This window comes from Aurantimonas endophytica (assembly GCF_014196845.1).
Lineage (GTDB): Bacteria > Pseudomonadota > Alphaproteobacteria > Rhizobiales > Rhizobiaceae > Aurantimonas > Aurantimonas endophytica.
Map to the genome: position 1 here is coordinate 485,059 of NZ_JACIEM010000002.1, position 18,395 is coordinate 503,453.

The 18,395-nt window shown below is 68.1% G+C and carries 17 protein-coding genes; 15 read left to right on the top strand and 2 right to left on the bottom strand.

Annotation, left to right across the window (positions count from 1 at the left end):
* Nucleotides 1–72 precede the first annotated feature (72 nt).
* Nucleotides 73–1,089 carry a polyprenyl synthetase family protein gene (locus GGR03_RS09935; RefSeq protein WP_183207510.1) on the bottom strand — a complete coding sequence of 339 codons (1,017 nt, stop codon included), beginning with the start codon at nt 1,087–1,089 and terminating at the stop codon, nt 73–75.
* 229 nt (nt 1,090–1,318) lie between these two features.
* On the opposite strand from GGR03_RS09935, the gene GGR03_RS09940 reads away from it, so the two are divergent.
* The 14 genes from GGR03_RS09940 (at nt 1,319) to GGR03_RS10005 (ending at nt 15,866) form a co-directional block, all read left to right on the top strand.
* The gene (locus GGR03_RS09940) at nt 1,319–1,537 is read left to right on the top strand and encodes a putative signal transducing protein (protein ID WP_163042758.1); all 219 of its coding nucleotides are present in this window, start codon (nt 1,319–1,321) and stop codon (nt 1,535–1,537) included.
* Nucleotides 1,524–2,336, top strand: a complete 813-nt coding sequence (locus GGR03_RS09945) for a tRNA1(Val) (adenine(37)-N6)-methyltransferase (protein WP_183207512.1) — start codon at nt 1,524–1,526, stop codon at nt 2,334–2,336. The genes GGR03_RS09940 and GGR03_RS09945 overlap by 14 nt, the downstream gene beginning before the upstream one ends.
* A 105-nt stretch (nt 2,337–2,441) precedes the next feature.
* Nucleotides 2,442–3,314, top strand: coding sequence for a S49 family peptidase (locus GGR03_RS09950; RefSeq protein ID WP_183207514.1), 873 nt, complete (start codon nt 2,442–2,444; stop codon nt 3,312–3,314).
* A gap of 89 nt (nt 3,315–3,403) precedes the next feature.
* Complete coding sequence (locus GGR03_RS09955) at nt 3,404–3,586, top strand: hypothetical protein (protein WP_246367791.1); 183 nt, start codon at nt 3,404–3,406, stop codon at nt 3,584–3,586.
* Nucleotides 3,587–3,753: 167 nt separating this feature from the next.
* The gene (locus tag GGR03_RS09960) at nt 3,754–4,923 is read left to right on the top strand and encodes a zinc-dependent alcohol dehydrogenase (RefSeq protein ID WP_183207518.1); all 1,170 of its coding nucleotides are present in this window, start codon (nt 3,754–3,756) and stop codon (nt 4,921–4,923) included.
* A gap of 138 nt (nt 4,924–5,061) precedes the next feature.
* Nucleotides 5,062–6,012, top strand: a complete 951-nt coding sequence (locus GGR03_RS09965) for a glycine--tRNA ligase subunit alpha (protein WP_183207519.1) — start codon at nt 5,062–5,064, stop codon at nt 6,010–6,012.
* Nucleotides 6,013–6,124: 112 nt separating this feature from the next.
* Nucleotides 6,125–7,009, top strand: a complete 885-nt coding sequence (gene ypfJ, locus GGR03_RS09970; protein WP_183207520.1) for a KPN_02809 family neutral zinc metallopeptidase — start codon at nt 6,125–6,127, stop codon at nt 7,007–7,009.
* Nucleotides 7,010–7,033: 24 nt separating this feature from the next.
* Complete coding sequence (locus tag GGR03_RS09975) at nt 7,034–7,477, top strand: endonuclease domain-containing protein (RefSeq protein ID WP_183207521.1); 444 nt, start codon at nt 7,034–7,036, stop codon at nt 7,475–7,477.
* A gap of 127 nt (nt 7,478–7,604) precedes the next feature.
* Nucleotides 7,605–8,123, top strand: coding sequence for a P-loop NTPase family protein (locus GGR03_RS09980; protein WP_183207522.1), 519 nt, complete (start codon nt 7,605–7,607; stop codon nt 8,121–8,123).
* A gap of 73 nt (nt 8,124–8,196) precedes the next feature.
* Entirely contained in the window at nt 8,197–10,527 is a 2,331-nt protein-coding gene (gene glyS / locus GGR03_RS09985) for a glycine--tRNA ligase subunit beta (RefSeq protein ID WP_183207523.1), read from the top strand.
* A gap of 547 nt (nt 10,528–11,074) precedes the next feature.
* Nucleotides 11,075–12,589 carry a glycoside hydrolase family 25 protein gene (locus GGR03_RS09990; protein ID WP_183207524.1) on the top strand — a complete coding sequence of 505 codons (1,515 nt, stop codon included), beginning with the start codon at nt 11,075–11,077 and terminating at the stop codon, nt 12,587–12,589.
* Nucleotides 12,590–12,657: 68 nt separating this feature from the next.
* Nucleotides 12,658–13,647: an L-threonylcarbamoyladenylate synthase gene (locus GGR03_RS09995; RefSeq protein WP_183207526.1), complete on the top strand. Its 990-nt coding sequence runs from the start codon at nt 12,658–12,660 to the stop codon at nt 13,645–13,647.
* A gap of 47 nt (nt 13,648–13,694) precedes the next feature.
* Nucleotides 13,695–15,122: an FAD-binding oxidoreductase gene (locus GGR03_RS10000; RefSeq protein WP_183207529.1), complete on the top strand. Its 1,428-nt coding sequence runs from the start codon at nt 13,695–13,697 to the stop codon at nt 15,120–15,122.
* Nucleotides 15,123–15,290: 168 nt separating this feature from the next.
* Entirely contained in the window at nt 15,291–15,866 is a 576-nt protein-coding gene (locus GGR03_RS10005; RefSeq protein ID WP_183207531.1) for a DUF6101 family protein, read from the top strand.
* Between the two features lie 22 nt (nt 15,867–15,888).
* On the opposite strand, the gene ubiA is transcribed toward GGR03_RS10005, so the two are convergent.
* Entirely contained in the window at nt 15,889–16,896 is a 1,008-nt protein-coding gene (gene ubiA, locus GGR03_RS10010; protein WP_183207533.1) for a 4-hydroxybenzoate octaprenyltransferase, read from the bottom strand.
* 159 nt (nt 16,897–17,055) lie between these two features.
* Between ubiA and purD the strand changes: the two genes are divergently transcribed.
* Nucleotides 17,056–18,327: a phosphoribosylamine--glycine ligase gene (gene purD, locus GGR03_RS10015; RefSeq protein WP_183208005.1), complete on the top strand. Its 1,272-nt coding sequence runs from the start codon at nt 17,056–17,058 to the stop codon at nt 18,325–18,327.
* Nucleotides 18,328–18,395: the final 68 nt, after the last annotated feature.

The window sequence follows — 18,395 nt, forward strand, 5'->3', positions numbered from 1 at the left end:
CAAGGGCATCGCCTTGTTGCGCCGAGAGATTGTCGGGAATGCGACTGGCGTCGCACCCCGCGCGCTACACGATCAGTTGACCCGATCGATGCAGAACTCAACGACGCTCAGCAGCGCGTCGCGGCTCGGCGTCCGTGGCAGGTTGGAGGCGGCCGCATAGGCAGCCTCGCCGTGGCTGCGGGCCCGGGTGATGGTGGCATCGAGGGCGCCGTGCCGGTGCATCAGCGACTTGGCGCGTGCCAGCGCTTCGTCGCCGTTGCGCCCGTGCTCCATCGCCTCGCGCCAGAACGCCTTCTCTTCCTCATTCCCGGCCTGGTAGGCGAGGATGACCGGCAGCGTGATCTTGCCCTCGCGGAAATCGTCGCCGGTATTCTTGCCGAGGTCGGCGGAAGAGCCGCCATAATCAAGCACGTCGTCGACCAGCTGGAAAGCGAGGCCCAGGCTGCGGCCGTAATTGCGCATCGCCAGTCGCTCGGCCTCGCCGGCGCCGGCGATCACCGGGCCAACCTCGGCTGCGGCAGCGAATAGGGCCGCCGTCTTGGCATCGACCACCGCCATGTAGTCGGCCTCGCTGGTGGTCATTCGCTTGGCGGCCGATAGCTGCCAGACTTCGCCTTCGGCGATCACCGCCGAGGCGCTCGAAAGAATGTGGAGGGCTGCCAGCGAGCCGACTTCGACCATCATCTTGAACGCCTGGCCGAGCAGGAAATCGCCGACCAGCACGCTCGCCTGGTTGCCCCAGATGGTCCGGGCGGTCTTCTTGCCGCGCCTGAGATCGCTTTCGTCGACGACGTCGTCGTGAAGCAGCGTCGCCGTGTGCATGAACTCGACGCTGGCGGCCAGCTTCACATGGGCATCGCCCGTGTAGCCATGGGCCAGGGCAGAGGCGATGGTCAGCATCGGCCGCAGGCGTTTGCCGCCCGACGAAATCAGGTGCTCCGCGATTTCGGGAATCAGCTCGACGTTCGATCCGGCCATTGCCAGGATCAACTCGTTGACGCGCGCCATGTCGGGGCCGCTCACGGCAAGCAGCGGTTCGATCGAGGCGCGGGTATCGATCCGCCCGACGGGGATGGCCAAGCTCACCATGTTACTCCGATGGTTTCCTCGACGGCCGCAGCTCACACTGCCACGTCGCGAGGCTAAGATGGCGTAATTATCGCCGATAGAAAGGCCGCCGGCTTGCACCGCCCGAGGGCGAACTGCGCGGCGCGACTTGCCATCCGGGCATGAGTGCCTCCACCTAGGGCGCCACAAGCGACTGTCCGGCCCGTCGCCCGACGGCTCTCCGGCTCCTCGCCTCGAAATGGTGCCCAACATGCAGGAACTGATGCGCTCCAATGACGCGGTTCTCCTATCCTTCGTCGACGCTTTGCTCAAGGACGCGCAGATCCCGCATTTCGTCGCGGACGTCCATATGAGCATTCTCGATGGCTCGATCGGGGTCTTGCCGCGGCGCGTTCTGGTCGATCCGGACCGGCTGGACCAGGCGCGCCGCCTGCTGCGCGACGCCGAGCTCGGCCATGAACTCTCCTGACGCTCCGTCTGTCACCGCTGCGGCAGGCGCACTCGAAACCCGGTGCGACGCCTTTTATGGCGGCCGCTTCGCCCTGCTGCAGCCAGTCGGCAGCGGCTACCGATCCGGGCTCGACGCGTTGCTGCTGGCCGCGACCGTGCCGGCGGGAACGGAAGGGCCGCTCGCCGACATCGGCGCCGGCGCCGGCGCGGTCGGGATGGCCGCCGCCTGCCGCTGTGATGGCGTGACCGTCACCTTGGTCGAGAAGAACCCGATCATGGCGGCGCTGGCGCGCGACAGCGTGGCGTTGCCGGCAAATGCGCATCTTGCGCCGCGTCTGACGGTCATCGAGGCCGACATCCTGGCCACTCGCCCGGCGCGCGAGGCGGCGGGGCTGGCGGACGGTGCCTTCGAGGTCGTGCTGACCAACCCGCCCTTCTACCCCGACGGCCACCGCCGTTCGCCCGACCCGATGCGGGCCGACGCGTTGAGCGAGGACGGCGAGGCGTTTCTGCCAAGGTGGGTCAAAGGCTGCGCGGCGCTGCTGGCAGGCGGCGGGCGGTTCGCGACGGTATTGCCGGCTGCCGCGCTGCCGGCCGTGCTCGGCGCCTGCGAAGGCCGGCTCGGAGCCATCCACGTCCTGCCCATCCATGCCCGCCAGGAGGCCCCGGCGGTGCGGCTCTTGGTCTCCGGCCGCAAGGGATCGCGCGCGCCGTTCGCCTTGCTGCCAGGGCGGTTCCTGCACGAGCCGGACGGGCAACTGAGCGCCTTCGGCCACGCCGTCGGCGCCGGCCAGGTGCATCTTTTCGTCGGTTTCTGAAGCTCAGCCACGCGGTTTCGCGAACGTCGCGCCGGTCTCGTCCGTTGCGCCGCGGCCGTTCGCGCTTACATCCGAAACCTGATCATCCAGCAGCAAAGGCTTCCCGTGGCCAATTTCCTGACGCGATACCTGCCCCGCCGCTTCCGTTCCGACGCCATCACCATTCCCGTGGTGCGCCTGTCCGGCGCGATCATGGCCAGCGGCAGCCTGCTGCGGCCGGCGCTGTCGCTCGCCACCGCCGCGCCGCTGCTGGAAAAGGCATTCGCGCACAAGCGCGCCCCGGCCGTCGCCATCGTCGTCAACTCGCCCGGCGGCTCCCCGGTTCAGTCGCGGCTGATCTACCAGCGCATTCGCGACCTCGCCCGCGAGAAGGACAAGCGCGTCCTGGTTTTCGTCGAGGACGTCGCGGCCTCCGGCGGCTACATGATCGCCTGTGCCGGCGACGAGATCATCGCCGATCCGTCGTCGATCGTCGGATCGATCGGCGTCGTCTCGGGCTCGTTCGGCTTCGTCGAGGCGTTGCGCAAGCTCGGCATCGAGCGCCGCGTCCATACGGCCGGCACCAACAAGGCGACGCTCGACCCGTTCCAGCCGGAGCGGCCCGAGGACATCGAGCATCTGAAGGCCCTGCAGCGCGAAGTCCACGAGACCTTCATCGAGCTGGTCAGGGAAAGTCGCGGCACGCGGCTGGTCGAAGGCGACGACCTGTTCTCCGGCCTGTTCTGGTCCGGCAAGCGCGGGATGGAGCTTGGCCTGGTCGACCGGCTCGGTGATCTCCGGGGCGTCCTGCGCGAGCGCTACGGCAAGACCGCCAAGCCTGTCCTCATCCAGGGCAGCCGCAGTCTCTTCGGACGCAAGACGTCCGGTATTCGCGCAGAAACGCAAGGCGGCGGCATGGCGGCGATCGGTGCCGGCATCACCAGCGAGTTCATTGGCAGCGCAGAAGAGCGTATGCTCTGGGCGCGCTTCGGCCTCTGAAGCCGGAACCTCAAGGGCGCGCGTCCGAACCTTGCCGAGGCGCGCGCCGCCACGCATATTCGTGGTACACTCGAACGATGGTCGAACTCATGCCGCAGTTTCTTCTTCTCGGCCTTGTCGGCGCGGCCGCCTGGTACGGCTACAAGCAGATGACCCGGGATGCGCAGCGTCTGGCCGAGCGCAGCAAGCGCTCGGAAGACGAGATGCGCACGGGTGCGCAGGGCACGCTCGTGCGCGGCGAGGACGGTGTCTACCGGATCAAGAAGGACTGAGGCCTGGGCAACGCCGGGCTTCGCCGATCTCCCATCTGCCTGTTGAACGGCCGCTGCGGCGTTTTGCGCGTAGCCGACTGGCAAGTCTCCGAGGGCACGACGGAACGATGGGTGCCTCCGACCGGTTGGGTCAGGACATCCCAATCTCGGCCACCCGGAGACTCCCCATGAAAGCCATCACCTGGCACGGCAAGCACGACATGCGTTGCGATACCGTCCCCGACCCGGTCATCGAGGACGGGCGTGACGCCATCATCAAGGTTTCCGCCTGCGCCATCTGTGGCTCGGACCTGCACTTCTACGATGGCTTCATGCCCGGCATGAAATCAGGCGATATCGTCGGCCATGAATTCATGGGCGAGGTCATGGAGGTCGGTCGCGACAACAAGAAGCTGAAGATCGGCGACCGGGTCGTCGTGCCCTTCACCATCGTCTGCGGCGACTGCGAGCAGTGCAAGCGGAGCAACTTCTCCGTTTGCGAGCGGTCGAACCGCAACGCCGAGATGGCCGCCAAGATGTTCGGCCACTCGGGTGCCGGCCTCTATGGCTACACCCATCTGACCGGCGGCTATTCAGGCGGCCAGGCGGAATATGTCCGGGTCCCCTACGCCGATGTCGGCCCCGTCATCATCCCGAACGGCATGAGCGACGAGGAAGTGCTGTTCCTCGGTGACATCCTCCCGACCGGGTGGCAGGCCGCGGCGAACTGCGACATCGAGCCCACCGACACCGTCGCCATCTGGGGCGCCGGCCCGGTGGGGCTTTTCGCCATGCAGAGCGCCATGATCATGGGCGCCAAGCAGGTCGTGGTGATCGACGAAGTGCCGGAGCGGCTCGCCATGGCTGCGGCCAAGGGCGCGATCACCATCAATTTCCAGGAGGAAAGTGTCGTCGAGCGCCTGAACGAGCTGACCGGCGGCAAGGGCCCGGAGAAGTGCATCGACTCCGTCGGCATGGAAGCCCATTCCGGCTACGAGGCGGAGCATCTCTATGACCGCGTCAAGCAGGCGGTGATGGCCGAGACCGACCGGCCGCACGTGCTGCGCGAGATGATCTATGTCTGCCGTCCTGCCGGCATCATCTCCGTTCCCGGCGTCTATGGCGGGATAGTCGACAAGATCCCGTTCGGCGCCGCGATGAACAAGGGGCTGACCTTCCGCATGGGCCAGACCCACGTCAACAAATGGGCCGACGACCTTTTGATCCGGATCCAGGAGGGCCAGTTCGACATGACCTCGATGATCACCCATCGCGGCACGCTCGAGGATGCGCCGGCCCTCTACAAGACGTTCCGCGACAAGGCCGACGGCTGCGTCAAGGTCGTCCTGAAGCCCTGATCGTTCCGGTGCCGGGCGGCGCGTTGTCGCCCGGCACCGCCTCGGTGGGCTGCGCCGCTTGACCGGCCGGCTCCGGACATGGCACCTCCGCCAGCTATTGGCGGCCGCGCGCCCCGCTCTCCGGAAAGCCCGTTACCCATGTCAGACACTCCCCCGCACATGGACCCGCGCCGCTCCTTCCAGGCGCTGATCCTGACCCTGCACCGCTACTGGGCCGACTATGGCTGCGTGGTGCTGCAGCCCTACGACATGGAAGTCGGCGCCGGCACGTTCCATCCCGCTACGACGCTGCGCGCGCTGGGGCCAAAGCCCTGGAACGCCGCCTATGTCCAGCCGTCGCGGCGGCCGAAGGACGGACGCTATGGCGAGAACCCCAACCGCCTGCAGCATTATTACCAGTACCAGGTGATCTTGAAGCCGAACCCGTCGAACCTGCAGGAGCTCTATCTCGGCTCGCTGGAAGCGATCGGCATCGACCTCCTGCTGCACGACATCCGCTTCGTGGAAGACGACTGGGAGAGCCCGACGCTGGGCGCCTGGGGCCTCGGCTGGGAGTGCTGGTGCGACGGCATGGAAGTTTCGCAGTTTACCTACTTCCAGCAGGTCTGCGGCATCGAATGCGCGCCGGTGGCGGGCGAGTTGACCTACGGGCTCGAGCGCCTGGCGATGTATGTCCAGAACGTCGACAACGTCTACGACCTCAACTTCAACGGCCGTGACGGCGACGAGAAGGTCACGTATGGCGACGTCTTCCTGCAGGCCGAGCAGGAATATTCCCGCTTTAATTTCGAGGTCGCCGACACCGCGACGCTGCTGCGCCATTTCGAGGACGCCGAGAAGGAGTGCCAGGCGGTGCTGGCCTTCGGCACGCCGACGGGCGCGGGCGACCTGCACCGCTGCGTCTTCCCCGCCTACGACCAGTGCATCAAGGCGAGCCACGTCTTCAACCTGCTCGACGCGCGCGGCGTCATCTCGGTGACCGAGCGCCAGAGCTACATCCTGCGGGTGCGCAACCTCGCCAAGGCCTGCGGCGAGGCGTTCCTGTTGACCGAGGCGGGCGGGGCCAGGGCGATTTCCGCCGCCGCCTGAGCTATCTGGCGCCGCTGCCGTACCAATTTCGGCCATCCCCTTTATATCGCCGGTAAGGGACAGATCAGGCGCGCCGTCACGAGGTGGCGCGCCGCGGTGAAGGAACGACCGGATGCAGTGGCGCGGGCGCAGGCAATCCAGCAATATCGAGGACAGGCGCGGCTCCGGCGGCGGCATGCGCGGCGGTGGCGGCATGCGCCTGCCGATCAGGGCTGGCGGCGGCGGCTCGATCCTGATCATCATCGTGGCGCTGGTCCTGTGGATCGGTTTCGGCATCAACCCGCTGACGCTGCTCGGCATGGATTCCGGCGGCACCGGAACGCAGACGACGCAGAGCGGGCCGGGCGTCGCCGGCACGTCCGACACGACGGATGATTTCGTCGCCACGGTCCTGGCCGATACCGAGGATGTCTGGGGTCGCCGCTTCCAGGCGGCCGGCGAGACCTATCCGGCGCCGACGCTGGTTCTGTTCAATGGCCAGGTGAATTCGGCCTGCGGCTTTGCCGGTGCGGCCACCGGGCCGTTCTACTGCCCGTCCGACCAGCGGCTCTATATCGACCTCACCTTCTTCGACCAGCTGCGCAACCAGCTGAACGCGCCGGGCGATTTCGCCCAAGCTTATGTCGTCGCGCATGAGGTCGGCCACCACATCCAGAACGTCACCGGCATCCTGCCGGAGTTCAACCAGGCCCGGCAGTCGATGAGCGAGGCGGACGCCAACGCCATGTCGGTGCGGGTCGAGCTGCAGGCGGATTGCTATGCCGGGATCTGGGCGCACGACACCGACCGGGCCGGCTATATCGAGGATGGCGACATCGACGAGGCGATGAACGCCGCCGAGCAGATCGGCGACGACACGCTGCAGAAGCGCAGCCAGGGGACGGTCGTGCCGGACAGCTTCACCCACGGCACGTCCGAGCAGCGCCAGACCTGGTTCCGCCGCGGCTACGAGAGCGGCGACATGGCGTCCTGCGACGCGATCAACGCCGACATCTGACGCGCATCGGGGCGGGTCGCAGCCATGGCGATGACCCGCCTCGAGGCGAAGGCGATTCGCGCTCGGCGCGCTATCGCCGCGCAGACCACCGCGCTGGAGGAGCACCTCTGGCGCGGCATCCGCGCCATCCCGGGCGAGGGCGGCCATTTCCACCGCCAGGTCGTGATCGGACCGTATCTCGCGGACTTCGTCTCGCACCGCCTTCGCCTCGTCATCGAGGTCGACGGCGCCCAGCATGCGCGTCCCGAACAGCAGGTGAAGGACGCGGGGCGCGACCGCTGGCTCGCCGATCGCGGCTATGACGTCCTGCGCTTCGCCAACAGCGCGGTCCGCGCCGATGCCGCCGCGGTGCTCGAAATCATCCGGGCGGCCGTCGATGCGCGGCGGCATCTGCCGCCGGGCGCCGAACCCGCAAGGCGGGAGATCGCCGGCAAAAGGCGCCCGCGCCCGAAACCAGGAACGTCCTGAAGCGTATCGTTTTGCGTAAGGGCGCCGTCAACGAAGCTGCCGCGACGGCCGATCCGACGGCGGTTGATCGGCGGCCGGAACTGGGCTTCGATCGCATCATAGGGACAAAGCTGCCAGGGAGGGAGGCGTGCCGGCCATCGGTCGCTCGGTGATGATTGTCGGCAGCCCCGGCGCCGGCAAGTCGACGCTGGCGCGCCGGATCGGCGCCGCGCACGGGCTGCGCGTCGTCCACATGGACCAGCTCTACTGGACGGCAGGCTGGCGCAGGCGGGAGACGCGGCGCCAGATCGCGCTGGTCGAGGACGCCGTCGCCGAGCCGGGCTGGGTCTTCGACGGCAACAATACCGCGACCATGCATATCAGGACCGAAAAGGCCGACACGCTGATCTGGCTGGATCTACCGCGCTGGCTGTGCGTCTTTCGCATCCTCCGCCGGATCGCTGGAGGCCATGGGAAGGTGCGACCCGACATGGCGGCGGGCTGCCCCGAGCGCTTCGATACCGACTTCCTGAAATGGGCCTGGACGTTTCCGCAACATTCCGGCCCGGGACTGGCGCGCCTCTACGCGGCGTTCCCGCGGCAGAAGTTCCGACTGACGTCGCCGCGGGAGGTCGCCGCGTTTCTGGCGGAGCTGGAGCGACGATGACCCGGTGACGGCTTGCAATCGCCGTTGAGCCATGGTGCAAGGCCCCGACATTTCCTGCGATTGCGAAACGCCTATGCCCGACCTCCTGCTCGAACTCCGCTCCGAGGAGATCCCGGCCCGCATGCAGCGAAAGGCGGCGGGCGACCTGAAGGCGCTCGTCACGAACGCGCTGGTCGAGGCGGGGCTGACCTACGAGGGCGCCCGCGAGTACTGGACGCCGCGGCGCCTGACGCTGGACGTCCGCAGTGTCGACGCCCGTTCGAAGGACGTCGTCGAGGAGCGCAAGGGCCCGCGCACCGATGCCCCGGAAAAGGCCATCGAGGGCTTCCTGCGGGGCGCCGGCCTTGCCTCGATCGACGAGGCAGTGGTCCGCACCGATCCGAAGAGGGGCGATTTCTACGTCGCAGCGATCGCCAGGCCCGGCCGACCGGCCGAGGAAATCCTCGCCGACATCCTGCCCGGGATCATCCGCAACTTCCCCTGGCCGAAATCCATGCGCTGGGGCCCCGCCTCGCGCGAGCCGGGCTCGCTGCGCTGGGTGCGCCCGCTGCAGTCGATCCTCTGCACCTTCGGTCCGGAGACCGAGGAGCCGGTCGTCGTCGATATCGAGGTGCAGGGCATCCGCGCCGGCAACGTCACCAGCGGCCATCGTTTCCATGCGCCGGCGGAGTTCCGGGTTCGCCGCTTCGCCGACTACGCCGACAGCCTGGAGAAGGCCTCCGTGGTGCTCGACGCCGAGCGCCGCAAGGACATGATCCGCCACGACGCGGAGAACCTCGCCTTCGCTCTCGGTCTCGAAGTCGTGCCCGACGAGGCGCTGCTCGAGGAGGTCGCGGGCCTCGTTGAATGGCCGGTCACGCTGATGGGCGAATTCGACGAGGCGTTCTTGGCGATCCCGCCGGAGGTCATCCAGCAGACCATCAAGACCAACCAGAAGTGCTTCGTCACCAGACGGACCGGGGCAGGGACGCTGTCGAGCCGCTTCGTTCTCGTGGCCAACATCGCCGCCACCGACGGCGGAGCGGAGATCGCCCGCGGCAACGGCAAGGTCGTGCGGGCGCGCCTCTCCGACGCGCTGTATTTCTGGAAGACCGACCAGGCCGATCTGCCGGACCTGGACGCGCTGCGTCCCGCGGCGGAGAAATTCGGGCTGGACCTCACCCGGCCGCTCGACCAGCGCATGGCCAAGCTCGACGCGCTGGGCGTCACCTTCCATGCCAAGCTCGGCACGCAGGGCGAGCGCGTCGCCCGCATCGCAGCGCTGGCCGAGACGATTGCCGCGACCGTCTATCCCGAGGGCCCGACGCTGGCCGGCGAGAGTGTCTCCGGCGCGGAACTCAAGTCACTCGTGCGCCGCGCCGCACTGCTCGCCAAGGCCGACCTCACCACCGAGGCGGTCGGCGAGTTCCCGGAGCTGCAGGGCCTGATGGGCCGCTATTACGCCGGCCTGCAGGGCGAGCATCCCTCCGTCCAGGCGGCGATCGAGGACCACTACAAGCCGCTCGGGCCGACCGACACCGTGCCGACCGACCCGGTGGCGATTTCAGTCGCGCTGGCCGACAAGCTCGACATGCTCGTCGGCTTCTGGGCGATCGACGAGAAGCCCACCGGCTCGAAGGACCCGTACGCGCTGCGCCGCGCGGCGCTGGGCGTGATCCGGCTGGTGCTGGATAATCGGCTGGTGCTGCCGCTGGGTGCGCTGATGCCTGCCGGCGACCTCCTGTCCTTCTTCCACGACCGCCTGAAGGGCCAGCTCCGCGAATCCGGTGCTCGCCACGACCTCGTCGACGCCGTTCTCTCCAGCGCGCAGGACAATGCCGCTCCGATCTCACCCCTTGTGGGGGAGATGCCCGGCAGGGCAGAGGGGGGTCCTGTCCCGCAGGCCGTCCAGCCTTATGACGTCACCCGAGGACAGACGGCCGCACCCCCCTCTGGGCTGCCGCCCATCTCCCCCACAAGGGGGGAGATCAGCCAGTCTCCGAACGACGACCTCCTCGACATCACCCGTCGGGTGACGGCGCTCGGCGCCTTCCTTGATAGCGACGACGGGGCGAACCTCCTCGCCGGCACCCGCCGCGCCGCGAACATCCTCGCCGCCGAAGAGAAGAAGGGCACTTCCATCGCCGACTCCGTCTCGCTCGATCTCCTGACCGAGCACGAGGAAAAGGTCCTGGCCGGCGCCATCGATCGCGCCGAGATCGAGCTCGACGAGGCGCTCGCGATCGGCAATTACGCGCACGCCATGGCGGCACTCGCCCGCTTGCGCATTCCCGTCGACGCCTTCTTCGACAAGGTGCTGGTCAACGCCGAAGACGCGGCCGTGCGGGCCAACCGCCTGGCACTGCTGACCCGCATCCGCGCCGCCACCCGCCGCATGGCGGATTTTTCGCGCATCGCGGGGTGAGCGGGGCGTAGGGTGGAAGCGCGGACGTCTTCATCACCACCGCGCGTCATCCCCAGGCTTGCCCCCGGCGACCTATTCCTCTGCTCAGAAACTGCCGGCGCGGGGCAGAAAGAGCGGTGCTGCCCGTCCCGAGGATCCAGTGGCGTCCACGGCGGTGCGTGGCTCTCGAAGAACCGGCCGTCATCGGTGGGGCTAGCCAATTGGCATAGGCCTTGGGCACTCCTGCCACGACCCCGTGCGGGCGGTCACCCTCCATTCCCGACGACCGCTCCCGATGCCGAAAAGCCACTCATCGCCGCCGCATTAACCTTATCTTCACCAAAGCTGTGCGAAATCGCCCGATTGTGTCAAATTCTACGCAATCCGAATGCCCTGCCGAAATATTTGGCAGCGACTGTAACATTTTGTGATTGAAGCGCCCGGAACCTGCCTGATTTCGGTGTGAAACGTAAGGGCATAGCCGCTTGGGGCAGTTGGAGCTTCGGCTCTGGGGACCGCCGCCCGGCATGCATGATGACTGCGAGCGACTTCGAGGGGAAACCACCGAATGACGACACTGAGCGCCGCTCTGGCGGCCGCCCTGAATCTCGCCTGTGCCATCGCTGCCGGCACGGTCCTTCTGGCGACACCGGCCGCGGCCGCGTGGAACGCTCCCTGGAAGTCCGAGGACAAGGCCCTCGTCATCGACGCCTACGAATTCAATCCGATCAACTGGCAGGAAATGACCGCCGACAAGCGGATCGCCGGCTTCATCAACAAGGCTTCCGACGGCCTGCCGCCCGAGTGGAACTGCGGCAAGGTCGACAACGACGCCTACAAGCTCTGCAAGAACCGGTGGTGGAAATATTCCGTCACCAAGGAACTCTACATGACCCGCCGCGAGATCGCGAAGATGCGGGGCCTGCTCTGGGGCGCCTATCATCTGGCCCGCCCCGGCAATCCGCGCGCGCAGGCGGACCATTTCATCGATTTCGCCGAGCCGGCCGAGGATGACCTGATCGCCCTCGATATCGAGGACATTTCCGACGAGTGGATGAGCCTCTCGGACGCCGAGATTTTCGCCGACCAGGTCAAGATCCGCACCGGCCGCTACCCGGTCCTCTACACCAACGGCAACACCGCCGAGCACATTTCCAAGAACAAGGCCGAATACCCGCTGCTGTCGCGCCTGCCGCTCTGGTACGCCCGCTACCGCGAGGACATCACCGGCAAGTTCCCCGAGGAGACGTGGCCGAGCTACGCGCTGTGGCAGTTCTCCTCGATGCACAACTGCAATACCCGCAGCTGTCCTTACCGGGTGCAGGGCGCCAAGACCGACATCGACGTCAACGTCGCCTCGATGGACGTTCCTTCCCTGCGCAAGGCCTGGCCGTTCGACGAGCTGATCGAGACCCAGCCCGCTGACGAAGATCCGGCGATGCTGATCGCCTCGGTCGACGAGAAGACCAAGGCGGAAGTTGCCCGCGTTACCGAGCCGAAGGGGCCGCATTTGCCGGAGCCGGCGCGTCGGGTGCCCGAGGCGCCCCTGCCCGGCACGCTCGCGGCCGCCTATGCCCCAGCCGCGCACCATGTCGGCCTCGACCCGCTGAAGATGCTGGCGGATGTCGCCCGCCAGGAACAGCAGGGCGGCGCCGCCGGGGCCGTTTCCGTTGCTGCCAGCGCCCCGCAGGCCGTTGAAGGCACCGCCACGCTTTCGCAGGAAACCGCCCGCAAGCTGCAGGCGCATATCGGCACGCTGCGCTCGGCGATCGCCGTTGCCGCGGAAGAGGTCGACCGGCTGTTCATCGGCCGCGCCGATGCCGCCACCATGCCGGATGGCGCCGTGCCGGACGAGGAAGCAGCGCTCAGCTCCGATGCGAAGCGCTCGCGCTTCGTCGAAGTGGTCAAGGCCGCCACGGCTGCCCGACAGGCCGGCGCTCTGCCCATGCCTGCCCGCGTCCTTTCGCAGTTCGGGGGCGACACGTCGTCTCGCGGCCCACGCGTCGTCACCGGTTCGGGCCGCTACGCCGAGCTGGCGCTGCCTGACCAGCGCATCCTCGGCGCCTTCGCAGCCACCCGCTAGAACGACAGGGAAGGCGGCAGAGCCGCTTTCCGCTTTCCTTCCGCCGCGGCTTCTGCAATCTCCCTCGCGTGCAGACCGATCTCATCCCCGTCACGGCGGCCGACGCCGAGCCACGCGCCTTGGCCCTGCTGGAGGCCGGCGAAGCCATCGCGCTGCCGACCGAGACGGTTTACGGGCTGGCCGCCGACGCTACCAACGGGACGGCCGTCGCGGCGATCTTCGAGGCCAAGGGGCGGCCACGCTTCAATCCGCTGATCTGCCATGTCCCGGGTCTCGCAATGGCGCGACGCCTCGCCGAGGTCGGGCCCGTCGCCGAACGGCTGGCCGAAGCCTTCTGGCCCGGCCCTCTGACGCTCGTCCTGCCGCTGCGCTCTGACTCGCCCGTGCATCCGTTGGCAACGGCTGGCCTTTCGACGGTGGCCATTCGCGCGCCAAAGGGCGTCGTCGCGCGCCTCGCCGAAGCGCTCGGGCGTCCGCTGGCGGCGCCCAGTGCCAACCCGTCCGGGCGCGTCAGTCCGACCAGCGCGGAGCAGGTGCTGCGGGGGCTCGACGGCCGCATTCCGCTGATCCTCGATGGCGGGCCGTCTTCAGTCGGCGTCGAGTCCACCATCGTCCGCCCCGAACCGGACCGGTTGGTGCTGCTGCGCGCCGGCGGCATCGACCGGGCGGCGCTTGCCGCCGCGACGGGGTTGCCCATCGTCGATCCGGCGCCGGACGCGGCCTTGTCCGCACCCGGCCAGATGGCCTCGCATTATGCGCCAGCAGGCCGCGTCCGCCTCGATGCGACGAGCGTCGAGCCGGGGGAATACCTGATTGCCTTCGGCCCAGCCCAAATTCCGGGCGAGCCGGCCGCCGCCCGGATCGTCAATCTGAGCCCTTCCGGTGATCTGGTGGAGGCGGCGAGCAACCTGTTCGCGGCACTCGCCTCCTTTGACGCGCCGGATATCGAGCGGATTGCCGTCGCGCCGATCCCGCACACCGGCCTGGGGGAGGCGATCAATGACCGGCTCCGCCGCGCCGCTGCACCGCGACCGGAGGTCTCGGCGTCCGGACGATAGGCGTTTTGCCTCGACACCCGCCCCGCCGCCGCCTATCTGGCGGACCCATGGACACGATCGATACGCCGCTTCCCGCCGACCTCCTCGCCCGCTTTGCCGCCATCGTCGGCGAACGCAATGCGCTGACCGACCCCGACCTCGTCGAGCCCTATCTGCACGAGCCGCGCGACCTCTTTCGCGGGCGCACCGGGCTGGTGCTGCGGCCGGGCGGCACCGAGGAGGTCGCGGCGATCATGCGCCTCGCCAGCGAGACCCGCACGGCGATCGTGCCGCAGGGCGGCAATACCGGCCTCGTCGGCGGCCAATCACCGCGCTCGCCGCGCGAGATCGTCGTGTCGCTGTCGCGGATGGACAAGGTGCGGGCGGTCGACCCGGTGGGCCGCACGCTGACCGTCGAGGCCGGCATGGTCCTGAAGCGTGTCCAGGAGGCGGCGGACGCGGCTGGGCTGTTCTTCCCGCTGTCGCTCGGTTCGGAGGGAAGCTGCCAGATCGGCGGCAACCTCTCCTCCAATGCCGGCGGCACCGGCGTGCTGGCCTACGGCAATTCCCGCGACCTCTGCCTCGGAGTCGAGGCGGTGCTGGCGTCGGGCGAAATCTTCCATGGCCTCCGCCGCCTGAAGAAGGACAATCGCGGCTACGATCTGCGCCATCTCTTCATCGGCGGGGAGGGCACGCTCGGCATCATCACCGCCGCCGTCCTGAAGCTGTTCCCGAAGCCCGCCGGCCGCGAGGTCGCCTATGTGGGCCTCGCATCGCCGGAAGCGGCGCTGCAGCTGCTGCGCCATGCCGAGCGCCTCGCCGGGCCGCAGCTGTCGGCCTTCGAGCTGATGCCGCGCATCGGCATGGAATTCACCCTTCGCCACACGCAGGGCGCGCGCGACCCGCTGCAGACGCCGCATCCCTGGTACGTCCTGATCGAGATCAGCTCCAGCCGCTCGGCCGAGGATGCGCGCGACACGCTCGAGGCGGTGCTGACCGAGGGCTTCGAGGCGGGGATCGTCGACGATGCCGTGCCGGCGAAGTCGCTGGCGGAGGCCGATGCCTTCTGGGCGATGCGCGAGGAACTGAGCTGGGCACAGAAGCCGGAGGGCGGCTCGATCAAGCACGACGTCGCCGTGCCGGTGGCGCTGGTGCCGGATTTCCTGGCGAAGGCCGATCGCGCCGTGGCGGAGGCGATGCCCGGGGCACGCGTGGTGGCCTTCGGCCATCTCGGCGACGGCAACATCCACTACAACATTTCCCAGCCCGTCGGTGCCGACACCGCCGCCTTCCTGGCGCGCTGGCACGAGATGAACGTCATCGTCCACGGCATCGTCGCGTCGATGGACGGCACCTTCTCCGCCGAGCACGGGATCGGCCAGCTGAAGCGCGAGGAGCTCGCCGCAAGCAAGCAGGGACCCGAGATCGAGCTGATGCGGCGCATCAAGGCGGCCTTCGATCCTGACGATATCTTAAACCCCGGCAAGCTGGTTTAGACTTGATTCAAGTTTTATCCTTGCTAACCTTCTTGCGGGTCATGAAGACTTAACTGACTTTCTTAGCGGGGCCGCAAGACGCCACAGCTACTGTCTCCATAAGCAAGGCCGGGATCACATCGGCCGCAGGGAGAGCCATCGGCTCTCAGGAGAGACAGAGGCGTCAACATGAATACCGCTCCGTTCGATGCAGCAGTGAGGCCCGTCTGGGCGACGCTTCCGGTCCGGCTCGACCCGGCCGCCTGCGATCGTCGCCAGACGGTCGAGATCGTCGAGGATGGCGAAGTCGTCGTCTGCCGCGTCGACAGGCGCGGCGCGGTGATCCGCCGCAAGCTCGGCGGCTCCGGCCTGCCGGTCTCGATCGCGCTGCCGGCCCGCGCCTTCCGCGGCGTGGCGGCCCGCGCCATGGAGACGGCTGAAGGGGAGGTGACGGTGACGCTCGAACTTCACCATGACGATCCGCGCTGCACCGTGCCGCTGCTGGTCGCCAGCGACCTCTACGACGTCGCCGCCGACTGGCGCGGCTGGTCCGAACTGTTCGGCCTGCCGATGCTGATGGTCGAGGCCGACGGCTCGATCTGCGCGCTCGAGGATACGCTCCGCGCCATCAAGGCGGCCCAGCCGGCCCCGCGTCGCCGCTCGGCCAACCGGCAGCGCCGGCCGCGCTTCCTGGCGCGCCGCAAGCCGGGCGGTCTCGGCATGCGCATGGTCGTCGCCGGCGAGGAAATCATCGCCCGCAGCTGACCGGAACGGCTGGCGCCTCGCGTCAGCCGCCCGTCACCGGGAACGACAGGGACCAGAGGGCCGAGAAGATCAGGCCAAAGAACACGATCCAGCCGAACAGCGTGTTCGACTTGAACAGTTTCAGGCACTGGTCCGGATCGTCGATGTCGAGAGTGCGGATCTGCCAGCCCATCTGCGCGGCACCGATCGCAAGGCCTGCATAGGCCGGCCAGGCCGGACCACCGCCGATACCGTGGCCGGTCATCACGAAGGCGGCGAGAAACAGTCCGATCGTCGCAGCGTAGAGCAGCACCAGCGCCGGCTTCGTGCGGCTCCCGAACAGGCGCGCCGTCGAACGCACGCCCACCAGCGCGTCGTCTTCCTTGTCCTGATGCGCGTAGATCGTGTCGTAGCCGATCGTCCACAGGATGCATCCGGCATAGAGGAGCAGCGCTGCGGGCGCGAGTTCCCCCCAGTAGCCCGCCCATCCCATCAGCGCGCCCCATGAAAAGGCAAAGCCCAGCCCCAGCTGCGGCCAGTCGGTGAAGCGCTTGAGGAACGGGTAGATCGCGACGACGCCGAGCGAGGCGATCCCGAGCAGCACCGAGAAGACGTTGAACTGGATCAGCACCAGGAAGCCGACCAGCGCCTGGGCGACGAGGAACATCTTCGCTTGCGACCGCGACACCCGGCCGGACGGCAGGGGACGCGAGCGGGTCCGCGCCACCATGTCGTCGATCTTCTGGTCGACCAGATCGTTGTAGGTGCAGCCGGCGCCGCGCATGGCGATGGCACCGACGAGGAACAGGAAGAGTTGCCAGAGGCTCGGCAGGCCGAGATGCACCGAACTCGGTGCGACCGCCTGCGGCGCCAGCGCCGCCGCCCACCAGCACGGCCACAGCAGCAGCTGCCAGCCGATCGGGCGGTCCCAGCGGGCGAGCTGCGCATAGGGCCAGGCGCCGCGGGGCAGGGTCCGATAGACCCAATTGTCCGATGGCGCGTCTGCAACGCGGTCGGAGCGGTCGGCGAGGCCGGTCTTGAGATTCGACATGGCGAGAGAGTGATTGCACAAGAGCCGCAGTCAAGGCTTTTTGCCGAATTTCGCTGGTTCCGGCGCGACCGGGCGCCTTGACCTTGCCGGCATCGCGACGGTAACCGCCTGCAGCCGGTCCACCTGCCGGCGGTGCGTCGAATCGGAGAACACATGGCGATCAACGTGCTGCTGATCGGCTCGGGCGGCCGCGAACATGCGCTGGCGTGGAAGCTCGCGCAGTCGCCGGAACTGGGAACGCTGCATGCGGCACCGGGCAATCCGGGTATCGCGGAGCACGCCAGCCTCGTTTCCCTCGATATCGCCGACCATGCCGCCGTCGCCGCGTTCTGCCACGATCACGACGTGGGGCTGGTGGTCGTCGGGCCGGAAGCGCCGCTGGTGGCAGGGCTGGCCGATGCGCTGGCCGAGGCCGGCGTGCCGGTGTTCGGGCCATCCGCCGCCGCGGCGCAGCTGGAGGGCTCGAAGGGCTTCACCAAGGATCTCTGTGCCCGCCACGACATCCCCACCGCCCGCTACAAGCGCTTCACCGACGCTTCGAGCGCCCGGGACTATGTCGAGGCGGGCGGCGTTCCGGTGGTCATCAAGGCTGACGGGCTCGCCGCCGGCAAGGGCGTCACCGTCGCGATGACCCGCGACGAGGCGCTGAAGGCGGTCGACGCCTGCTTTGCCGGCGAGTTCGGCGCGGCCGGCGCCGAACTGGTGGTCGAGGCATTTCTCGAAGGGGAGGAGGCGAGCCTCTTCTGCATCTGCGACGGCGAGCGGGCGGTTTTCTTCGGCACGGCGCAGGATCACAAGCGCGCCTTCGACCGCGACCGCGGCCCGAATACCGGCGGCATGGGCGCCTATTCGCCGGCGTTGCCGATGACCGAGGCGGTGACTGCCCGCGTCATGCGCGAAATCATCGAGCCGACGCTCGCCGGCATGAAGGAAGCCGGCACGCCCTTCCGCGGCGTGCTCTATGCCGGGCTGATGCTGACCGAGGAAGGCCCGCAGCTGATCGAATACAATGTCCGCTTCGGCGATCCGGAATGCCAGGTGCTGATGCCGCGGCTGAAGAGCGACATTCTGCCGATCCTGCTGGCCTCGGCACAAGGCGATCTCTCCGGCATCGTGCCGGAATGGTCGAACGAGCGGGCGCTGACCGTCGTCATGGCGACGGACGGTTATCCGGGAACGTATGTCACCGGCACCGAGATCCGCAGCCTGCCGTCCCCGACCGACGACGCGCTGATCTTCCACGCCGGCACCGCCGTCCGCGACGGCCAGCTCGTTGCCGTCGGCGGCCGCGTGCTGAACGTGACGGCGACTGGCAGTAGCGTCCGCGAGGCGGCGCGCCGCGCCTACGACCTTCTGGAAAAGGTCGAGTGGGACGAAGGGTTCTGGCGCTCCGACATCGGCCATCGCGCCATCATGACCGAGCCGAACTGAGCCGCGCCGACACCGCTACGTCGACTTCACCGTCGATTTTCGCCGGGCCTCCTCTGACGTTTACGTAA